This is a genomic window from Lentzea californiensis (genome assembly GCF_024648825.1).
GTDB lineage: Bacteria > Actinomycetota > Actinomycetes > Mycobacteriales > Pseudonocardiaceae > Lentzea > Lentzea californiensis.
In genome coordinates this window covers 1-15,720 of sequence record NZ_JANBBE010000017.1, presented here as the reverse complement: position 1 = coordinate 15,720, position 15,720 = coordinate 1, and the positions used below count along the sequence as shown (strand labels likewise).

16 protein-coding genes and 1 pseudogene are annotated in these 15,720 nt (G+C 67.4%); 8 read left to right on the top strand and 9 right to left on the bottom strand.

The window, feature by feature from the left end; all coding sequences use genetic code 11:
* Positions 1 to 8: 8 nt before the first annotated feature.
* On the bottom strand, positions 9 to 956 hold the full coding sequence (locus LX88_RS39115; protein ID WP_258952794.1) for a hypothetical protein: 948 nt from the start codon (positions 954 to 956) through the stop codon (positions 9 to 11).
* Positions 957 to 1,140: 184 nt separating this feature from the next.
* On the opposite strand from LX88_RS39115, the gene LX88_RS39110 reads away from it, so the two are divergent.
* On the top strand, positions 1,141 to 2,826 hold the full coding sequence (locus LX88_RS39110; protein WP_258952793.1) for a DUF262 domain-containing protein: 1,686 nt from the start codon (positions 1,141 to 1,143) through the stop codon (positions 2,824 to 2,826).
* A gap of 350 nt (positions 2,827 to 3,176) precedes the next feature.
* Here LX88_RS39110 and LX88_RS39105 read toward each other — a convergent pair whose 3' ends face one another.
* From LX88_RS39105 to LX88_RS39095, 3 genes and pseudogenes are all read right to left on the bottom strand, one after another.
* Positions 3,177 to 3,584 (bottom strand): hypothetical protein, encoded by a 408-nt coding sequence (locus tag LX88_RS39105; protein ID WP_258952792.1) that lies wholly within the window; start codon positions 3,582 to 3,584, stop codon positions 3,177 to 3,179.
* Positions 3,581 to 3,940 carry a hypothetical protein gene (locus LX88_RS39100; RefSeq protein ID WP_258952791.1) on the bottom strand — a complete coding sequence of 120 codons (360 nt, stop codon included), beginning with the start codon at positions 3,938 to 3,940 and terminating at the stop codon, positions 3,581 to 3,583. Before LX88_RS39100 ends, LX88_RS39105 begins: the two co-directional genes overlap by 4 nt.
* 69 nt (positions 3,941 to 4,009) lie before the next feature.
* A pseudogene (locus LX88_RS39095) lies at positions 4,010 to 4,184 on the bottom strand (FAD-linked oxidase C-terminal domain-containing protein); the annotation flags it as partial.
* A gap of 17 nt (positions 4,185 to 4,201) precedes the next feature.
* Here LX88_RS39095 and LX88_RS39090 point away from each other — a divergent pair.
* From LX88_RS39090 to LX88_RS39080, 3 genes are all read left to right on the top strand, one after another.
* A complete protein-coding gene (locus LX88_RS39090) occupies positions 4,202 to 4,693 on the top strand; it encodes a phytoene desaturase family protein (protein ID WP_258952914.1) in 492 nt (163 codons plus the stop codon).
* A gap of 135 nt (positions 4,694 to 4,828) precedes the next feature.
* Positions 4,829 to 5,977, top strand: a complete 1,149-nt coding sequence (locus tag LX88_RS39085) for a serine/threonine-protein kinase (RefSeq protein WP_258952790.1) — start codon at positions 4,829 to 4,831, stop codon at positions 5,975 to 5,977.
* Between the two features lie 202 nt (positions 5,978 to 6,179).
* Positions 6,180 to 7,232, top strand: a complete 1,053-nt coding sequence (locus LX88_RS39080; protein ID WP_258952789.1) for a DUF2330 domain-containing protein — start codon at positions 6,180 to 6,182, stop codon at positions 7,230 to 7,232.
* 81 nt (positions 7,233 to 7,313) lie between these two features.
* Here LX88_RS39080 and LX88_RS39075 read toward each other — a convergent pair whose 3' ends face one another.
* The gene (locus LX88_RS39075; protein WP_258952788.1) at positions 7,314 to 8,060 is read right to left on the bottom strand and encodes an AfsR/SARP family transcriptional regulator; all 747 of its coding nucleotides are present in this window, start codon (positions 8,058 to 8,060) and stop codon (positions 7,314 to 7,316) included.
* A gap of 105 nt (positions 8,061 to 8,165) precedes the next feature.
* On the opposite strand from LX88_RS39075, the gene LX88_RS39070 reads away from it, so the two are divergent.
* Positions 8,166 to 8,639: a hypothetical protein gene (locus LX88_RS39070; RefSeq protein ID WP_258952787.1), complete on the top strand. Its 474-nt coding sequence runs from the start codon at positions 8,166 to 8,168 to the stop codon at positions 8,637 to 8,639.
* 98 nt (positions 8,640 to 8,737) lie between these two features.
* Here the strand turns inward: LX88_RS39070 and LX88_RS39065 are convergent, their stop codons facing one another.
* The 4 genes from LX88_RS39065 to LX88_RS39050 all read right to left on the bottom strand — a co-directional run bounded on the left by LX88_RS39065 (position 8,738) and on the right by LX88_RS39050 (position 13,521).
* Positions 8,738 to 9,526 carry a hypothetical protein gene (locus LX88_RS39065; RefSeq protein WP_258952786.1) on the bottom strand — a complete coding sequence of 263 codons (789 nt, stop codon included), beginning with the start codon at positions 9,524 to 9,526 and terminating at the stop codon, positions 8,738 to 8,740.
* 828 nt (positions 9,527 to 10,354) lie between these two features.
* Positions 10,355 to 11,020 carry a hypothetical protein gene (locus LX88_RS39060; RefSeq protein ID WP_258952785.1) on the bottom strand — a complete coding sequence of 222 codons (666 nt, stop codon included), beginning with the start codon at positions 11,018 to 11,020 and terminating at the stop codon, positions 10,355 to 10,357.
* A 6-nt stretch (positions 11,021 to 11,026) separates the two neighbouring features.
* A complete protein-coding gene (locus tag LX88_RS39055; protein ID WP_258952784.1) occupies positions 11,027 to 11,848 on the bottom strand; it encodes a 5'-methylthioadenosine/S-adenosylhomocysteine nucleosidase family protein in 822 nt (273 codons plus the stop codon).
* Positions 11,845 to 13,521, bottom strand: coding sequence for an AbeC-like domain-containing protein (locus LX88_RS39050; protein ID WP_258952783.1), 1,677 nt, complete (start codon positions 13,519 to 13,521; stop codon positions 11,845 to 11,847). The genes LX88_RS39055 and LX88_RS39050 overlap by 4 nt, the downstream gene beginning before the upstream one ends.
* An 87-nt stretch (positions 13,522 to 13,608) precedes the next feature.
* On the opposite strand from LX88_RS39050, the gene LX88_RS39045 reads away from it, so the two are divergent.
* The 3 genes from LX88_RS39045 to LX88_RS39035 all read left to right on the top strand — a co-directional run.
* The gene (locus tag LX88_RS39045) at positions 13,609 to 14,334 is read left to right on the top strand and encodes an NUDIX hydrolase (protein ID WP_258952782.1); all 726 of its coding nucleotides are present in this window, start codon (positions 13,609 to 13,611) and stop codon (positions 14,332 to 14,334) included.
* 635 nt (positions 14,335 to 14,969) lie between these two features.
* Positions 14,970 to 15,374: a hypothetical protein gene (locus LX88_RS39040; protein WP_258952781.1), complete on the top strand. Its 405-nt coding sequence runs from the start codon at positions 14,970 to 14,972 to the stop codon at positions 15,372 to 15,374.
* Positions 15,375 to 15,496: 122 nt separating this feature from the next.
* Positions 15,497 to 15,720: helix-turn-helix domain-containing protein (locus LX88_RS39035; protein WP_258952780.1), on the top strand; the 224-nt coding region annotated here is incomplete at its 3' end.

Below are 15,720 nucleotides of genomic sequence, written 5' to 3'. Positions count from 1 at the left end.
ACGATCTCCTAACGTCCGAGCACGGCGTTGAGCCCGCCGTTGATGATGTCGCCGACCCCGTCGCGCACGTTCGCAGCCACGTTGCTGACGCCGTCGTTCAGATCCCACAACCGATCGTTCATCCACTCGTCGAACCCGGTGTGCTCCTCGATGCAGTCCCACGCGGCACTGCCCGCGAACAGTCCGACGCCCACCACGGCCGCACCGGCCACTACCGGCGCAGCGCCCACTGCCAACGCCACCGCACCGGTGACACCGGCAGCGACTCCTGCCACACCGAGCACCGTCGAGACACCGGCGGAGAACGTCGCCGCGCTGCGAGGATCCTTCTCGTGTTCCTGGAAGAACTCCGCCGCGTCGATCGCGGTGGTCGCCATTCCGACAGGTATCGCGATCTTGCCCAGGAGCTTCCCAGCGGTCCTCAACGGCGCTGAGTCACCGGCGCGCAGAGCATCCCCGAACTTCACGATCTGATCGGCGGCGCCCTTCGGCCACCCCTTGCCGAGCAGACCGTGATGCGCGGTCTTGACCAGGTCGGCGACACCGGACGCGTGGCCGAGCGCCTGCAACGCCCACGCGCCGAACCCTGCGGCGACGCCCAGCAGCCCGCCGTCTTCCGGCCAGCCACCGCCACCGCCTCCTCCACCACCTGCCCGGCCGGAGAACGGCGCGTTCACACCTCCGCCGTCGTCCGCGCTGGCCAGGCGCTGCTGGGCGGCGTTGACCCGCACCTGCCCGCCTGCCTCGCGAAACGCGGTCGAAGCACCCTGCAGCATCCCGGCGAGATGATGCCCCCACTGCCAGCGGAAGTCCTCGGCGTCGCCACCCTGCCAAGGCGAGCTGACGAGCACGTGCGAGAGCTCGGCGCGAACCCCGTCCAACCGGTCGGCGCAGGCGGCCATCGTCACCGCCAACTGGTCCAGCTGGTCGGGATCAGACCCGATCACCGTGCTCACCACTCCTCCTCCACTCGGCTGTTCGGACCTCTCATCGTTCGGTTTCGGCGAAGCGTTAGGCGAATTCAAGGACAAAAAATGGCCACGCCGAACAGGAAACATCTGGGTGCCGAGCAGCGATGTGCCAACGGCAAAGCGCGTCACGCGCGCCGAACCAGCCCCGTACGCCGAGCAGAGGAAGCCGATGGCCAGCACGAAGATCCAGGCAGCCGAACGCCCGATCGGGGACGTCTTCAGCGACGAGTACCGCTTCGTCATCCCCCGGTACCAGCGTCCGTACGCCTGGACCACGGAGCAGGCCGGCGAGATGTTCGACGACCTGCTGGCGGCGTCGACCGCCGGTCGGTCACCAGCCGACGCGGACCCCTACTTCCTCGGCAGCATCGTGCTCGTCAAGGCAGACGGCAACGCCCAGTCCGAGGTGGTGGACGGGCAACAGCGGCTGACCACGCTGACTCTGCTGCTCGCGGCGCTGCGGCTGCACGTGGACGACGAGTTCGCGGTATCGGTCGAACTGACGCTCTTCCAGAAGGGCAACAAGATGAAGGGCACCGTGGACCAACCGCGGTTGACCCTGCGCGAGCGCGACCACGGGTTCTTCGAGAAGCACGTCCAGGAACGCGTGGGCATCGAGCAACTGTCCTCCTTCGCGAAGGAATCGCTGCCGGACAGCCAGCGCAATCTGGTGCACAACACACTGCTGTTCCTCGATCGGCTCGCGGACCTCTCCCAGAACGACTGCCACCGCCTGGCGTCGTTCATCCATCAGCGGACCTACTTGGTCGTCGTCTCCACCCAGGACTTCGACTCCGCGTACCGGATCTTCACCGTCCTCAACGAACGCGGCCTCGACCTCTCCCACGCCGACATCCTCAAGTCCGAGATCATCGGCGAGATTCCCGAACCGGTACAAGAGAAGTACATGCAGAAGTGGGAGTCCGAAGAGGACGACCTGGGACGCGAGGACTTCAGGGAGCTGTTCTCACACATCAGGATGGTCTACGCGAAGACCAAGGCACGCGAGACGATCCTCAAGGAGTTCCGCTCCTCGGTGCTCAGGAAGGTGCCGGACCCCACGAAGTTCATCGACGAAGTCCTGGTCCCGCTGTCGAACGCCTATGAGATCGTCACGAGGGCCGACTACAAGGCGCCCTGGGGAGCCGACGGCGTCAACAACCTGCTGCGGTGGCTGACCAAGCTGGACAACACCGACTGGGTCCCGCCTGCCATCAGCTACTTCAGCCGCACCGACGTCGACACAGCCGCACTTCACCGCTTCGTCACCGACCTGGACCGGCTGGCCGCGAGCATGTTCCTGCGCCGTGTCGACGTCACCCGACGCATCGAGCGCTACGGCCGCGTCCTGGAGGCGATCGAGGCAGGAGACGACCTGAGCGCTGAGGACTCACCGCTGCAGCTCGACATCTTCGAACGCGCGCAGACGCTGACATGCCTGAACAGCGAGATCTACACGGTCAGCCGGATACGCCTCTACCTGTTGCTTCGCCTGGACTCGGTGCTCTCAACGGGTGAGGCGACCTACGATCATCCTTTGGTCACCGTCGAGCACGTCCTGCCCCAGTCTCCTGCGAAGGACAGCCAGTGGCGGCAGTGGTTCTCCGACGACGAACGCGCGTACTGGGTCCATCGCCTGGCGAACCTCGCGTTGCTCAACCGCAGGAAGAACACCCAAGCGAGCAACTACGAGTTCGAGATCAAGAAGAACAAGTACTTCAAGGTGAAGAACGAGATGCCGCCGTTCGCCCTCACCATCGGGATCCACGGCACTCCCGAGTGGACACCGGCGGTGCTGGAAGATCGCCAAGCCGAGCTCGTCGGGGTGCTGAGCACACTGTGGCGCTTGTCGTGAGGTCGATCCGGTGACGGCCGAGTCGCTGTGCCGCCACCGGTTCCCTCGGCGCCTAGTTCCACCGCAAGCGGAGTTCGCTGCGTCGGGCCGAACACCTCGCTGGCGACCTGGGCGGCACTGGCGAGGTAGTCGGTCAACTCGCCGAGGACTTGTCGCGGGGCCGTCGCCGCAGCGACGGACGGAGCCTCGTGTTGAGGGGCCGGGCATACTTTTGCCGACCCAGGTCCTTTTCGACCGGCACAGACTGTCCCTTGCGATCGCCATCCGGCGAGATGTGTGACTCCGGCGCCGGAAGGGATCTCCCTCCCGGCACCGGGTCCGTCAACTGCCGGTGATCGAGCGGTCGGCGATCACGACGGGTGTGTTGCCGATGGGCACGCCGGTGATGGTGAGAGAACTGCCGTGCCGGGACACGGCGCTCGGCGGAATCCGGTAGACGGTGCCGGTGGTGAGGTCGACCAGGCGAGGTTGCTCATCTTCGCGTCGGCGAAGGTCACCGTGACGGACTTGGTGGCGCGGTTCTCGTTCGGCACGCGATCGGGCCGGGCGGCGATGTCGATCTCCTTGCCGGTGCTGTCGTAGCGGGGTTGCTGCGCGGGGTCGCCGCCGAACCACAGTGCGACCGCCTGCTGGCCGGAGCCGTTCTTCTCGAACGCCCGCGCCGTGACGGTCCGGGCGCCGTTGCCCGTGGTGGTGAAGTCGAAGCCCTGGATCGGTGACTTCGTCTTGATGTCGTTGGACGCCTCCAGCCGTGTCACCGGGCGCAGGGTGTCGTCGAACAGGGCGCCACGTTCTGCACGCCGTAGTACGACCGCTTCGTGTAGGTCGCCTTGAGATCCGAGGTGGCCGCGACGAGTCCCTTGGAGTTGATCTGGGGCGCGCTGCTCGGTGTCCACCGGTACCACAGGTCAACGGTGCCAAGGAGTTCCGTGCTGATGCCCACGCCCAGGTCACCGATGATCCGCCGCAGGTTGTGCGAGGTCTGGCTGTACTCGGTGAACGTGTCCTGCCCGAAGGCACCGACCGAACCCGCGGTGCTCGGCGCGCCGTTCTCCCCCTGCCGGATCTCGATGGCCGGCGAGTACTTGGCGAACACCTGTCGCAACGCGGCCATGCCGAGACCGGCGTCGGTCAGCGCGACGCCTGGTTCCGTTGTGCGGGTGGAGAGTGAGGGGTGTGCCCGTCAGTGGAAGACGGCTCCGGGGTTGAGGACGCCGTGTGGGTCGAGCGCCTGCTTGACCGATCGGTGGACGGCCAGACCTACCTCACCGATCTCGCGGGCGAGCCAGTCGCGTTTGAGCCGTCCGATGCCGTGTTCGCCGGGTCACCGTGCCGCCGAGCGACAGGCCTAGGGCGAGGCGGTGACCCGGACGAAATGCTGCGCACCGCCCGTGACGTCCACCAGGGCAGGATGCCGGCCGCACCGTTCGTCCTCGTCGGACAGCAGTACCTCGCCGACCCGAGCCGATCAGCGGATGACGTGCATCCCGTGTGGGCGTACGCGCACGTCCCGCACGGTTACACCGGTGACGCCACCACAGCGATCATCGACCAGATCGAACGCTTCGCCCCCGGCTTCGCGGCGAAGGTCATGGCTTTCTCCGCCAAGAATCCCGCCGAGCTGGCTCGGGGCAACCCGAACTACGTCGGCGGCAACATCCTCACCGGGGCCAACTACCCGTTCCAGCTGGTGTTCCGCCCGCTCCTGACCTTCCACCCCTACGACACCGGCGTGCCCGGCGTGTACCTGTGCTCCGCCGCCACGCCACCTGGGACGGGAGTGCACGCCATGAGCGGATACCACGCGGCCGGGCGCGCCCTACGCCACCTGGGCCGCGCCCATGCTCGTCACGCCGCCACGACGTGACCAGCACGGCCAGCCGCTTCGTATGTTCGTGAGGATGCCTCGACGCACCAGCTCCTCCGCTTCGTCGATGAGCGATTCGCCTCCACCTCGAACGGGCATCCGGATGGCATCTGAAACCGTCGAGGGAAGGCCGTCATGTCCGTCTTCGCGCAGGACCGGCTGCTCGCCGGACGCTACGAGGTGGGCGAGTTGCTGGGCGCCGGTGGCATGGCGGACGTGTACCGCGCGTGGGACACGCGTCTGCGGCGGCACGTCGCGGTCAAGCTGTTCCGGCCTGGATCGGACGCCGCGGACGACAAGCGTTTCGAGAACGAGATCCGCACCCTGGCGTCGTTGTCCCATCCGGGACTGGTGCACGTGCACGATGCGGCAACGGCCGATGACTCACCGTTCGTCGTTCTGCAGCTCGTCGAGGGACGCACTCTGCGCGACCGCGTCGTGGACGGTCCGCTACCGGCCGAGGAGGTCCGCCGCCTCGGCGCGGAACTGGCCGACGCGCTGGCGTACGTGCACGCCCATGGGGTCGTGCACCGTGACATCAAACCGTCGAACGTCCTGCTCGACCACCAGGACAGACCCCACCTGGCCGACTTCGGCCTGGCCAGACTCATCGGCGCCACCCGGCTCACCAGAGCGGACCAGCTGGTCGGCACCGCCGCCTACCTCGCCCCCGAACAGGTACGCGGCGAAGAGATCCACTACGCGGTGGACATCTACGCGCTCGGCCTCGTACTGCTCGAATGCCTCACCGGCCAGCGGGAGTACCAGGGCAGCGAGATCGAGGCCGCCGTCGCACGCCTGCACCGCCAGCCGGCCATCCCCGACGCACTACCTGAAGACCTCAGACGCCTGCTCACCCTGATGACTTCACTTTCACCACGTCGCCGCCCCACAGCCGCCCAGTGCGCACACGCCCTGCAGCATCCCGACGAGGCACCGACCACCGCCGGATCACCTGTTCGTCCACGTCGGCCGGTCCGGCTGCTGGCCGCCTCGGCAGTGCTCGTGGCGCTCACCACCGCCGGCATCACCACAGCACTGCTGAATCAGGCTCCCCCCGCCGAATCCGCACCGCCGGCCAGCACGAGCGCGGAGCCGCCCTCCGGCAACACGACCTCCGCTCCAGCCGTCTCGACCCCGCAGCCCACCATGGCGCCCGTGATCGTTCCCGCCCAAGCCGAGCCGCCACGCCGTGACGCGGAGGACGACGACAAGGGCGAGGACAACAAAGCCAAGCCCGGCAAGGACAAAGGCAAGGGCAAGGGCGACGCCGGCAAGGGCTGACGGATTCGATGGTGCTCGGGCTGGTCCAGAGTCCCTTGCCGCAGAGGCAGCCACCACCGCCGAGCCCGCCGAGACAAGGCGCTTACGTGCAGGCGATGTCGCCCGAGCAAACTTCCAGCACCGCACGATTGCTCCCGTCTGCCTGTCACAACGGATTGGTCACGGCGTGAACCGCGAGAGTGTTGGTGCACTCTGAGCAACCATGCGACTTCTCGCGCCGGCACGCTGGCTGCTCACCCTGCTCACCGTGCTCGGTGGAATCGGGGCGGTGTTGGTCGGGCCGGGCGTGGCGAACGCCTGTGCGTGCGGAGCGGCGATCGCCGACGACCTGACGCCGGTGCGGGAGACCGCGCTGGTCGAGCTGGATGGCCCGACCGAGCACGTCACGGTGAACATCACCGCCGACACCACGTCGGACTCGGTGGCGTTCCTCATGCCGGTGCCGAGCCGGGCCGAGTTCGCCATCGCCGACGCTGCGTTGTTCACCGACCTGGACGAGGTGAGCAGGCCCAGGGTCGAGTATCGCGAGAAGGAGATCGACGGCAACGGAGCCGGTGGCGTCGAGGCACCAGGCGGCGAGGTCACGGTCGTCGACCACGTCGAGGTCGGGCCCTACGAGCTGGCCCAGCTGACCGGCACCGACGACCGCGCGGTCAGCGACTGGCTCACCGCCAAGGACTTCGTCCTGCCCCCTGACCTCGCCAGGCACCTCGGCCCGTACCTGGCCGAGGGCTGGCTGGTCATCGCGGTGCACCTGCGGCCGGAGGCGGCGCAGGAGACCTTCGACGACGGGTTGCCGCCGATGCGGATCAGCTTCGCCACCGACGAGCCGGTCTACCCGATGCGGTTGTCGGCCGCCGCCAAGCGCAGCCAACCGCTGCGGCTGTACGTGCTCGCCGACCACAGGATGGACGTCACCGACCCCACCCCCGGCGACAGCGAGCCCGACCTGACCTTCGCCGGTTGGCTGACGCCCGGCACGCTCGACGAGCATCCGGAGCTGGCGAAGCTGGTGACCGAGCGCCGGTTCCTGACCCGCTACGACGCGCGGGTCGACCCGGAGGAGGTCACCGACGACATCCACCTCACCCCGGCGGCCGGGGACGAGACGTACCGGGCGGTGGTGGTCCAGACGCGGTACGTCCGAGGCCCGTCCACCGCCGAGGTGACACTGGTGGTGCTGAGCGGCGTTGTGCTGGCCGGGCTCGCGGTCGGGGCGGTCGTCCTGGTGCGGCGGCGTCGACAACGCCGGTGAGGGCCCGGCGCCGCGCACTGTGTGGAAATCCACGATCGCGGCGGTGGGTAGTGGATCCCGTCCGGCGTGAGGCGGACCAGGTCACGCAGTGCGTCGTGAACCTGTTGCCACACATCGGCTTTCGCCCAGCGGCACGGTCAGCGCACGGTCGAGTTCGGCCAACTGGGACACGCGGCCGGTGAAGAAACCAGGTGCCGACGGCAGCTGGGCGGGCGTCACCACCGTTGACGCCGGCGGTCTCGCGGACAACGCGGGATCGGCGGCCAGAATCCGCCGATGCAGGTCCTGCAGCGCCGCACCAGGATCGGTGCCCAACTCCTCGACGAGCCTTTCCCGTAGTCGTCGACAGTGTTCCAACGCGTCCGCGGTGCGCCCGATCTGGTGCAGGGCCAGCACGTACTGGCCCGCGACGCGTTCGTCGAGCGGGTGTTCGGCGGCCCGCGCCGCCAGCTCGACCACCAGGTCACCACCCTGGCCAAGCCGCAGCCGCACGTCGGTCAGATCGTGCTGCGCGGTCAGCCACTCCCGCGCCAGCCGCTCGCGTTCGGCCTCGGCCCACTCCCCGTCGACCCCGGTCAGGGCCTGCCCTCGCCAGTGCCCCAACGCCTCGACCAGCAGCCGGCCCCGTTCATCGTCGCCGGCGACATCGGCGGTGCGGAGTGCGCGGAACAGATGCAGGTCCACCGCCGGGGTGAGCAGGACGTAGCCGCCGGACCGGCGCTCGATCGTCACGCCGGGCAGCACGCACCGCTGTCTCGGCGCGCCCAGATCCACCGGCTGCCCGTCGACCTCAACGCCCACTTCCCCCAGCAAACGCACAATCGCCACGCCAATGCCCCCTTGACCAGCGCAATGCAGAAACCCTGCAAGAGATCCTCACGACCTCACCCGCATCGTTCCCGTCGTCAACACCTCAAGGGGAGGAAACGCAAGATGCGCACGAAACAACTACTGGCGGGACTGTTCGTCCTGCTGGCGATGTTCACCAGTACCGCGGCGGCGTCGGCGGACGAGGCGCGGTACTGCGTCACGGACCTGGCGTCCGGGCAGCGGGACTGCTACTCCAGCAGTCAGGAAGCCCAGCGTGCCGCAAGCGCGGAGATCACTGTTCTCGTTGCCTACGACGGCTTCAACTACACCGGTGACGTCGAGCTCTTCGTGTCGAGCACCACGTGCACCACGGCGTACGACAACGAGCTGAACAAGAAGTACCCCCGCATTTTCCTGGACGACAGGATCAGTTCGTGGGTCACCCTCGACGACTGCCGGGTGCGGTTCTGGGACGGCCCCAGCTTCGGCCCGCCGCAGAGCTTCCTCTCGCTGGTCGGCAGGGACTGCTCTGACATGCGGACCTGCTTCGGCTCGCAGAACTGGAACAACAGGCCGAGTTCGCTCGCTCTGACGTGATGAGCTGACGGCGGGCTCCGAAGCGGGGCCCGCCGTCCCAGCAGGACCCCTCAGCCCCTGCCGCCCGGGCCAGCTCCTCCGAGGCCACGTTGATCAGGTCAGCCGGACAGCGATGCCTTGATCAGTTCGACGTCCCCGGAGGGCAGGGCGACCTGGGCGGACGCGTAGAGCTGGTAAGTGCTGCCGATGTTGCCGATGTTCCGGCTCACGGTGGCCGACCAGGTGACGGTGCGCCGGGTGCAGGACGGGTCGCAGAGGTCGCGGGTCTTGTGGCTGTCGACGCCGTCCGAGACGATGCCGACCCGGACCCACCGCGGCTCCAGCCAGTTGCCGGCGGACGGCGCGACCGTCAGCTTGGCACGCTCCTCGTAGATGTCCCGGTATCCGCGTTCATGCCGGTAGACGCAGAGCTTGCCGGCGGCCTCGCTGACGCACTTCTTGGCGATCTGCGTCCAGTCGCTCCAGGAGGCGGAGACGGAGAAGATGGTGCTGCCGGAGACCTCACCCCTGGCGGTGTAGGTCCCGGAGGAGGTCTTGACCGGAGTCCACGCCGAGGTCCACTCGGAGGTCTGCGGGGCGCAGCCGCCCGTGCAGATCTGGTTCGTGGCGCCGTCCGAGCTCCAGGTGTAGGTGGTCGGCTTCAACGAGTGGCCCTCGGCGGGGGTGACGATGACCCTGGCGCGGTAACCGCTGATCGAACCGGTGTCGGTGACGCGCTTCTGCACCTGCGCGCAGACCGAACCGGCGATCGCGCCGCCGAGTCCGATGACGGTCACGCAGTTCTTGTCGAAGGCCTGCCAGGTGACCGCGGCCTGGGCGGCGGGGGTGCCCCCGGCGACCGCAGCCGTGACGCCAAGAGCGAGTACAGCCGTTCTGAGCTTCCACAAAGGACTTGTTCTTCCTGTTCGAGCCGCTGGTCCGGCTGAGCTGAAGTAGCGCCGCACCTCGGACCCGCTCGCTGTCCGGCAGCGGTCCGCGGCGGCACGGCCCCAAACTATCAGCGCCGTCCGCTGGACGGTGTGGGTCGAACAACCGGTTGACGACGCCGCGGATCCTGTGATCGGGCGGAAGCCAGAGCGGGTCAACGACATCGCAAGGACGGCGACGAGCAGCAGCATCACCGCGGGGCTCAGCGCCCCCGACGGTACCCGTTCGATGTAAGGCACGACAGGCCTCAGAACGGCGACCTCAAGCAAGTGTTCGGCCACGGCCTCGGCGCTCACGAGGCCGGCGCTTCGACAAGCGCGTACGTCGGATCAAGCGGCCGTTGCCGACCGCACGGGAGGTGATCATCTGTGGCTGGTCTTTCTCCAGCGCCCGTGGCCGTGCCTCGGCGTTCGGCGGCCTGCTGCCAAGTCCGCGGCACGCATGTCGTTCTGCGCCACGCCGGCGTCGACCGCACGGACGGACGGGAAACGGTTCAGCCGGCCTGACGAGCTTGGCTTCATAGGCCGTTGAGGTCGAGGTGACCTCCCCCGCCGGGCCTTCGGTGTCCGCGACCGCGACACCGCTCGCGGTGAGGACGGGGCTCGCCGCACAGGCGAGCGTCAGTGATCTTTTGAACATGGTGGATCTCCTGAAGCCGCTCCGGTGATCGACACGGTCACTGTCGTGCCGATGTCCTTCGCGGAGACCGTCTCAGCATTGCCAGACAAGGCCTTGCGCGCGGCGAGGAAGTCGACGGCCGTCGTTCGCGCGTCCTGATCCCCGGCCGCTCAACCATCGGTGCGGTCATCCGGCTCGCTTTGCTCCCACGCCGAGTTGAACAGCGACAGAGCGAGGTCGTAGACCAGCCCGGGCCGCCGGGCAGCGACGCACGGCGAATGACGTCCGTGCACCGATCCGCCGTACAGCGTCAGGTAAGCCACCTCGTTGGTGACGATCACCCGGTGTGTGTGCGGGAGGTCGTAGAAGCGCAGCGCCACGTTGCCGTGTCGGCGGGCCGCGGCTGTCACGAAATGCGTGTTCGTGCGGACCTGTTCAGCCAGGAACCCGGTCGAGAAGGTCGGGTCCGCGCGCCGCACGTCCTCTTCGCGCCGGGCGACCCACGAGTCCGGGCCACACCGCAGATCGGGCAGCAGGACCTCGATGAACTGGGGAGGCCGCATCCCGCCCGTCCACACGGGTTTGAACGTGTCGCGGGTCAGCTCGTTCCCGCGGCCCGTCAGAACGCGGATCCACTGGGCGTTGGCCAGGTCGCGCGCCAGATCCGGGCTGGCGAGCTCCTGCCGCTCGTACACCCGCCGCACCGGTAAGCCCGCGAGTCGCGAGAACATAGCGGTCAGCACACACCGGAGCCGTTTGGAGAGCACCCACCCGCTCGCGACGGTGAGGGCGGTCGCGGCGAGCGAGCTGACGACACCCATGACGAAGTCGGCCACGTCGTCTCACCCGACCAGGTAGGGAATCAGCTCGCGGACCACGATGGCGGCGTGTGCCGCCGCCAGCGGCTGGGCGTCGTCGTTCTTCTGCTCGTCGGCGAGATCCGAGATTCCCCGGACGACGACCCACGGCGAGGAACCGTTCTCGTGGCAGAACTGGCCCAGCCCGTCGGCCTCCATGTCCACGGCCATCGTCTTGTCGTTGAATCCCCGCAAGTACTTGAGGACCTCCGCGTCACCGCGCGCGATGACGCCGTTCCCAGAGCCGATCAGGCCGGACCGCGCCACGAAACCGTGAAACTCAGCGGGCTCACCCCGTGCGGAGAAGAACTCGCCGACGGCGTGCCCGGCAGTCGCCGGCGCTTCCCAGTACCGGCCCCGGCGCTGCGTGCCCGCCGGTGTCTCCTTGTGCAGGTCGTAGCCGACGACCTTGGTGGCGACCACGACGTCACCGATCCGTTGGCCCGGATCGATGCCACCGGCGATACCGACCAGCACCAGCACCTTCGGGGAGAAACGCTCGACCAGCCTCTGTGCCGCGTCCATCGCCGCACCTTGCCCCTGGCCGTGTGTCTGCACCGCCACGATGCGGGTGAAACGCTCGCCGGCGTGAAACCTGTCGTCGAGCGGCGCCAGTTCGAGCACCCCGCGGACGGCGCGGGTCTCATCCGCGGTCATGGTGATCACTCCGACCTGATGGGCGAGCTCCGGCCTTCCGGCCAGGCCGGGCGCCGCGTTGACCGACGCGTGGGGGCCGATCGCCGAGCCGCTGATTCTGACCTTCCCACCGACGAACATCGGCCCGTTGACGTTGACGCTCGTGTTCATGCCTCTGCTCCTGGCTTGTTCCCCGGGTTGTCCGGGTTCGGCTGGTTCACCTGGGCGTTCGGGCCGACCGCCGAGTTGTCAATCTTGAGTTCCCCGGAGCTGAAGACGTTGGCGTTGATGATGGTGGTGACCTGTCCCTTGACCGCGGAGACATCCATCCCCTTCGCCTTGAGGAACTCGATGATGGAGTCGAGCAGGGTGTTGAGGACGACGTTCTTGTTCTCCTCGATCTCCCGGCGGTCGAACGCGACGTCCCGGCTCCGGTCGTACCGTTCGATCTCCTGGCGAATGCTGAAGCGCGGACCGATGCCCTTGTTCCGCTTCGGAATCAGGGCTCGGTCCCGCCGGGCGTACAGCGCGCGGGCCACCACCCAGGGCGCGACGAAGAGCCGCCACGCATCGCCGGCCTCGCGAGGAAGGTCGCGCACCGCGCGCAACGCCGAGCGGAAGACCGCGCCAACGCCGTTCTCCCGATGGGCGTCCACGGAGAGGAACTCGTACGGCAGGCTCGTGAGCATGCCGAGCGCGAAGTCGACGTTCAGCGTGCGTGCTCGCAACGCCAGGCCGATGAACAGCGTGCTCACCACTTCACCCGTCCTGCTGACGCTGACTTCCAGGTAGTGCTGAAGAGGGCTGTTCGGATCGTTGGTGATCTCGTCCATCTCGTCGGACGTCGGTTCGGTGACCAGCAGGTGCTGGGCCGACAACACCTTCTCCTGCACTATGAACAGCCGATCTCGCACATGCAGGCCCGGCAGTCCTGGTCCTTCGTGCGATCTGCCCAGCTCGGTGGCATTCTTCCGGAGGAACTGCATCAACTCCGCGGCGTCGAAACGTGGTTCATCGCTCGTGATGAAATCGGTGTTTCTGGCCTCGTCGCGCACCAGCTGAATCGACCACTGCGGCCACCGGTGCACGATTCCACTACCCAGAAAGGGACTCGGAGTGCCATAGGTCGAATAGCGATGGCCGTACACCACCAATGCGCTGGTCTGTTGCACGTCGACCACTTCTGATCGCTTGGACAGGCGGGCGGGACGGAGGTTCTCGGCACAATGCAACCGGTTCACGGCGAGTTGCCGGACCACGCCCGCGGCGGCCACGAGCACAGCCGTCACCGAAAGCAGAACGGCGCCCTGCGGTAGCGAGGTCGACAGAGAAGTGCGTGCGTGATCGGCGATGAAAACCACGCCGGCAGCGAGCATCGCGCAACCGCCGAGATTCAGGAAGAACCGGTGAACCTGTTCCTTCAGCGCTTGTTCCTCCTTGGCCGGTACCCCCTTGCCGCGCCATTTCAGACTCAGCGAACGCCCCTTGAGCTTCACCGCTTTCAGGAACGCACTGGACAAGCTCGCCACCAGTGGCATCGCCGCGATGGCACACCCGGCCAGCACGGTCGCCGTGACGTCGGTGAGCAGCCCGGCCGTGAACACCGCGAACGTGCACATCTGGTGCACGGTGCGCAGCACCCACGCCCGCCGGGCGTGCTCAAGCACCGGGACGAGATCGAACCCGTAGGACGGCGCCACCCGATGCCGGGAGTCGTTGTGCACTCCGCGGACGACCAGATCGAGGAAGTGCCGGTTGAGATAAACGCCAGCGCACAGACGCCGGGTAGCTGTGTTCAGCTGACCGTCGAGCACCGTGCCGGGCGCTGTCGAAGCGCTGCCCATGTCGCCACCTCCGGACTATGGGTCATCCTGACCATAAGTGTTGCCGGAGTTCAGGTCAATCCGACCATTAGGGGGTATGGTGAGGTCGTGATCAGTGAAGTTCCCCCACGGCGGCACGCCACCGGCGTCGCCGTGACGGTCGACCTGGTGATCTTCACGATCAAGGCCGACCGGCTGCAGGTACTGCTGGTGGAGCGAGGCAAGGAGCCGTTCATCGGCAGACCCGCACTGCCCGGCGGCTACGTCCGCGACGGGGAGACGCTGAACGAGACGGCGCTGCGCGAACTGAGCGAGGAGACCGGGCTCGACGGACGGCGACTGCACCTGGAACAGCTGAAGACCTACGGTGATCCCGGCCGTGACCCGCGCGGCCGGGTGATCACGGTGGCGTACCTGGCCCTGGTCCCGAACCTGTCGACCCCGGTGGCGGGCACCGACGCCCGGGCGGCGAGCTGGGTGCCGGTGGAATCGGTGGACTTCGACGACCTCGCCTTCGACCACGCCGTGATCCTGCGCGAGGCCCTCGAATTGGCGCGCTCTCACCTGGAATACACGACCGTTGCCGCTGCTTTCTGCACCGAGCCATTTTCCATAAGTGATCTCCGCCGGGTGTACGAGGTGGTGTGGGGGTTCTCGCTCGACCCGAGCAACTTCCGCCGCAAAGTAACCGGAGCGGAGAACTTCCTCGTGCCCACGGGCGAGCGCAGGGTTCCGGAGATCGGCCGACCGGCCGCGCTCTACCGCAGGGGAACCGCACCATTGCTCTTCCCGCCGCTGATGCGTTCCGCCACCATCCGCCAGTCGCAGATCTGAGGCAGGCGAGCGGCCCGGACAACCCCTGCGGATGCTCAGGTCTCTCCCTCCACGAGGACATTGCCGCAGTACGAACTGAAGTCGTTCCGACGGTGGAGACCGTTACCGCCCGATCACAAGAGAGTTCTCTCAGAATCTGGCCTGCGAGAACCTTCTGGGATTTGGCGACGATCACCGAGTTCGAGCGCGTGAGGCTTCCTCCTGCTGAGCGGCATTGTTCGCGGCGCGCGTCGAAGCCTCTCGCAACGGGTGGAGACCGCGGCGAGCGTGTGGAGTGCCATAACTCTGCGCCGGACCGTTGAGCCGCGAGCCGGGCGTTGTGATGCCTGGTCCTCAAGACCGATTGCCGGGTCAGCTCGCGTTCAAGACGCTCGGGGCCGCAACACCTGGCTCGACTTCGCCCGAGGCCGCACCACGGAGCGCGCACCAGTCGCGCGGATGCCGACCAGTGACGTGGAAAACCACTCGTCGATCTGGACGAGGTCCTGATAGCCGCGGGTGCCTGTGCGGCCTGCTGTCCGACTGGTTCCCCGCCAACACCGGTTCGATACTCTTCGTCGACGGCGGCGTGCACTTCGTGGACTGCAGATCGCAGTGCCCGGCGCCCGCCTGGGCGCCGGGCATCTGGGGGATTTGTGCGAGCTACCGACGCGACGCAGTTCCTGTCCACGGCCGCCGTGCTGTTCACGATCTTCCTGACCGTAGCGGCCGGTGCGTTGATCAGCGGGTTGCCGCGCCATCCGGCCGACCTCGTGGACGATCCCGACCCTGGCATCGAGCAGGGCTTCGCGCGGGCGATCCGGTCGATGCTGGTCGACCTGGTGGTGTTGAACGCACTCGGCGTCCTGCTGCCGTTCACCTGCCTGTTCGTCGGCGTGTTCACCCGGCTGCCGACGTGGCTGGTGATCGTGTGCTTCGCCTACACCGTGATGGTGTTCCTGACGAACCTGGCGGCCGTGCTGATGGTGAAGTTCGCTCCCCAGCTGTACGACAAGGCGATGCGGCGGCGCGGACCCGGTCCGTCCGAGGGCTATCTCTAAGCCTGTTGCCAGAAGTTGTGTCTGTAACTCGCGAGAGTTGACCTTGCCGGGAACGTGAAGAGCCTCGTCGTGTTGGATTCGGTTACCACACCTGAACCCACCACAACGAGGCCTTCACCAGTATGCGCCCAGCGCATGTCTACGCCGATCTGACCCCTGCCCAGCACCTCGAACTGGTCACCGCGCTACACGGACCATGCCGAGTCGCCGCCCGAATCGTCATCGTCCTGCTGTCCGCATCCGGAATGAGCGCGCCCGAGATCGCCGAGCTGCTGCACTACGAGCCGGTCACCGTGCGCCGCTGGATCGCACGGCACACCCGCGACGGCATCACAGGGCTGCCCGA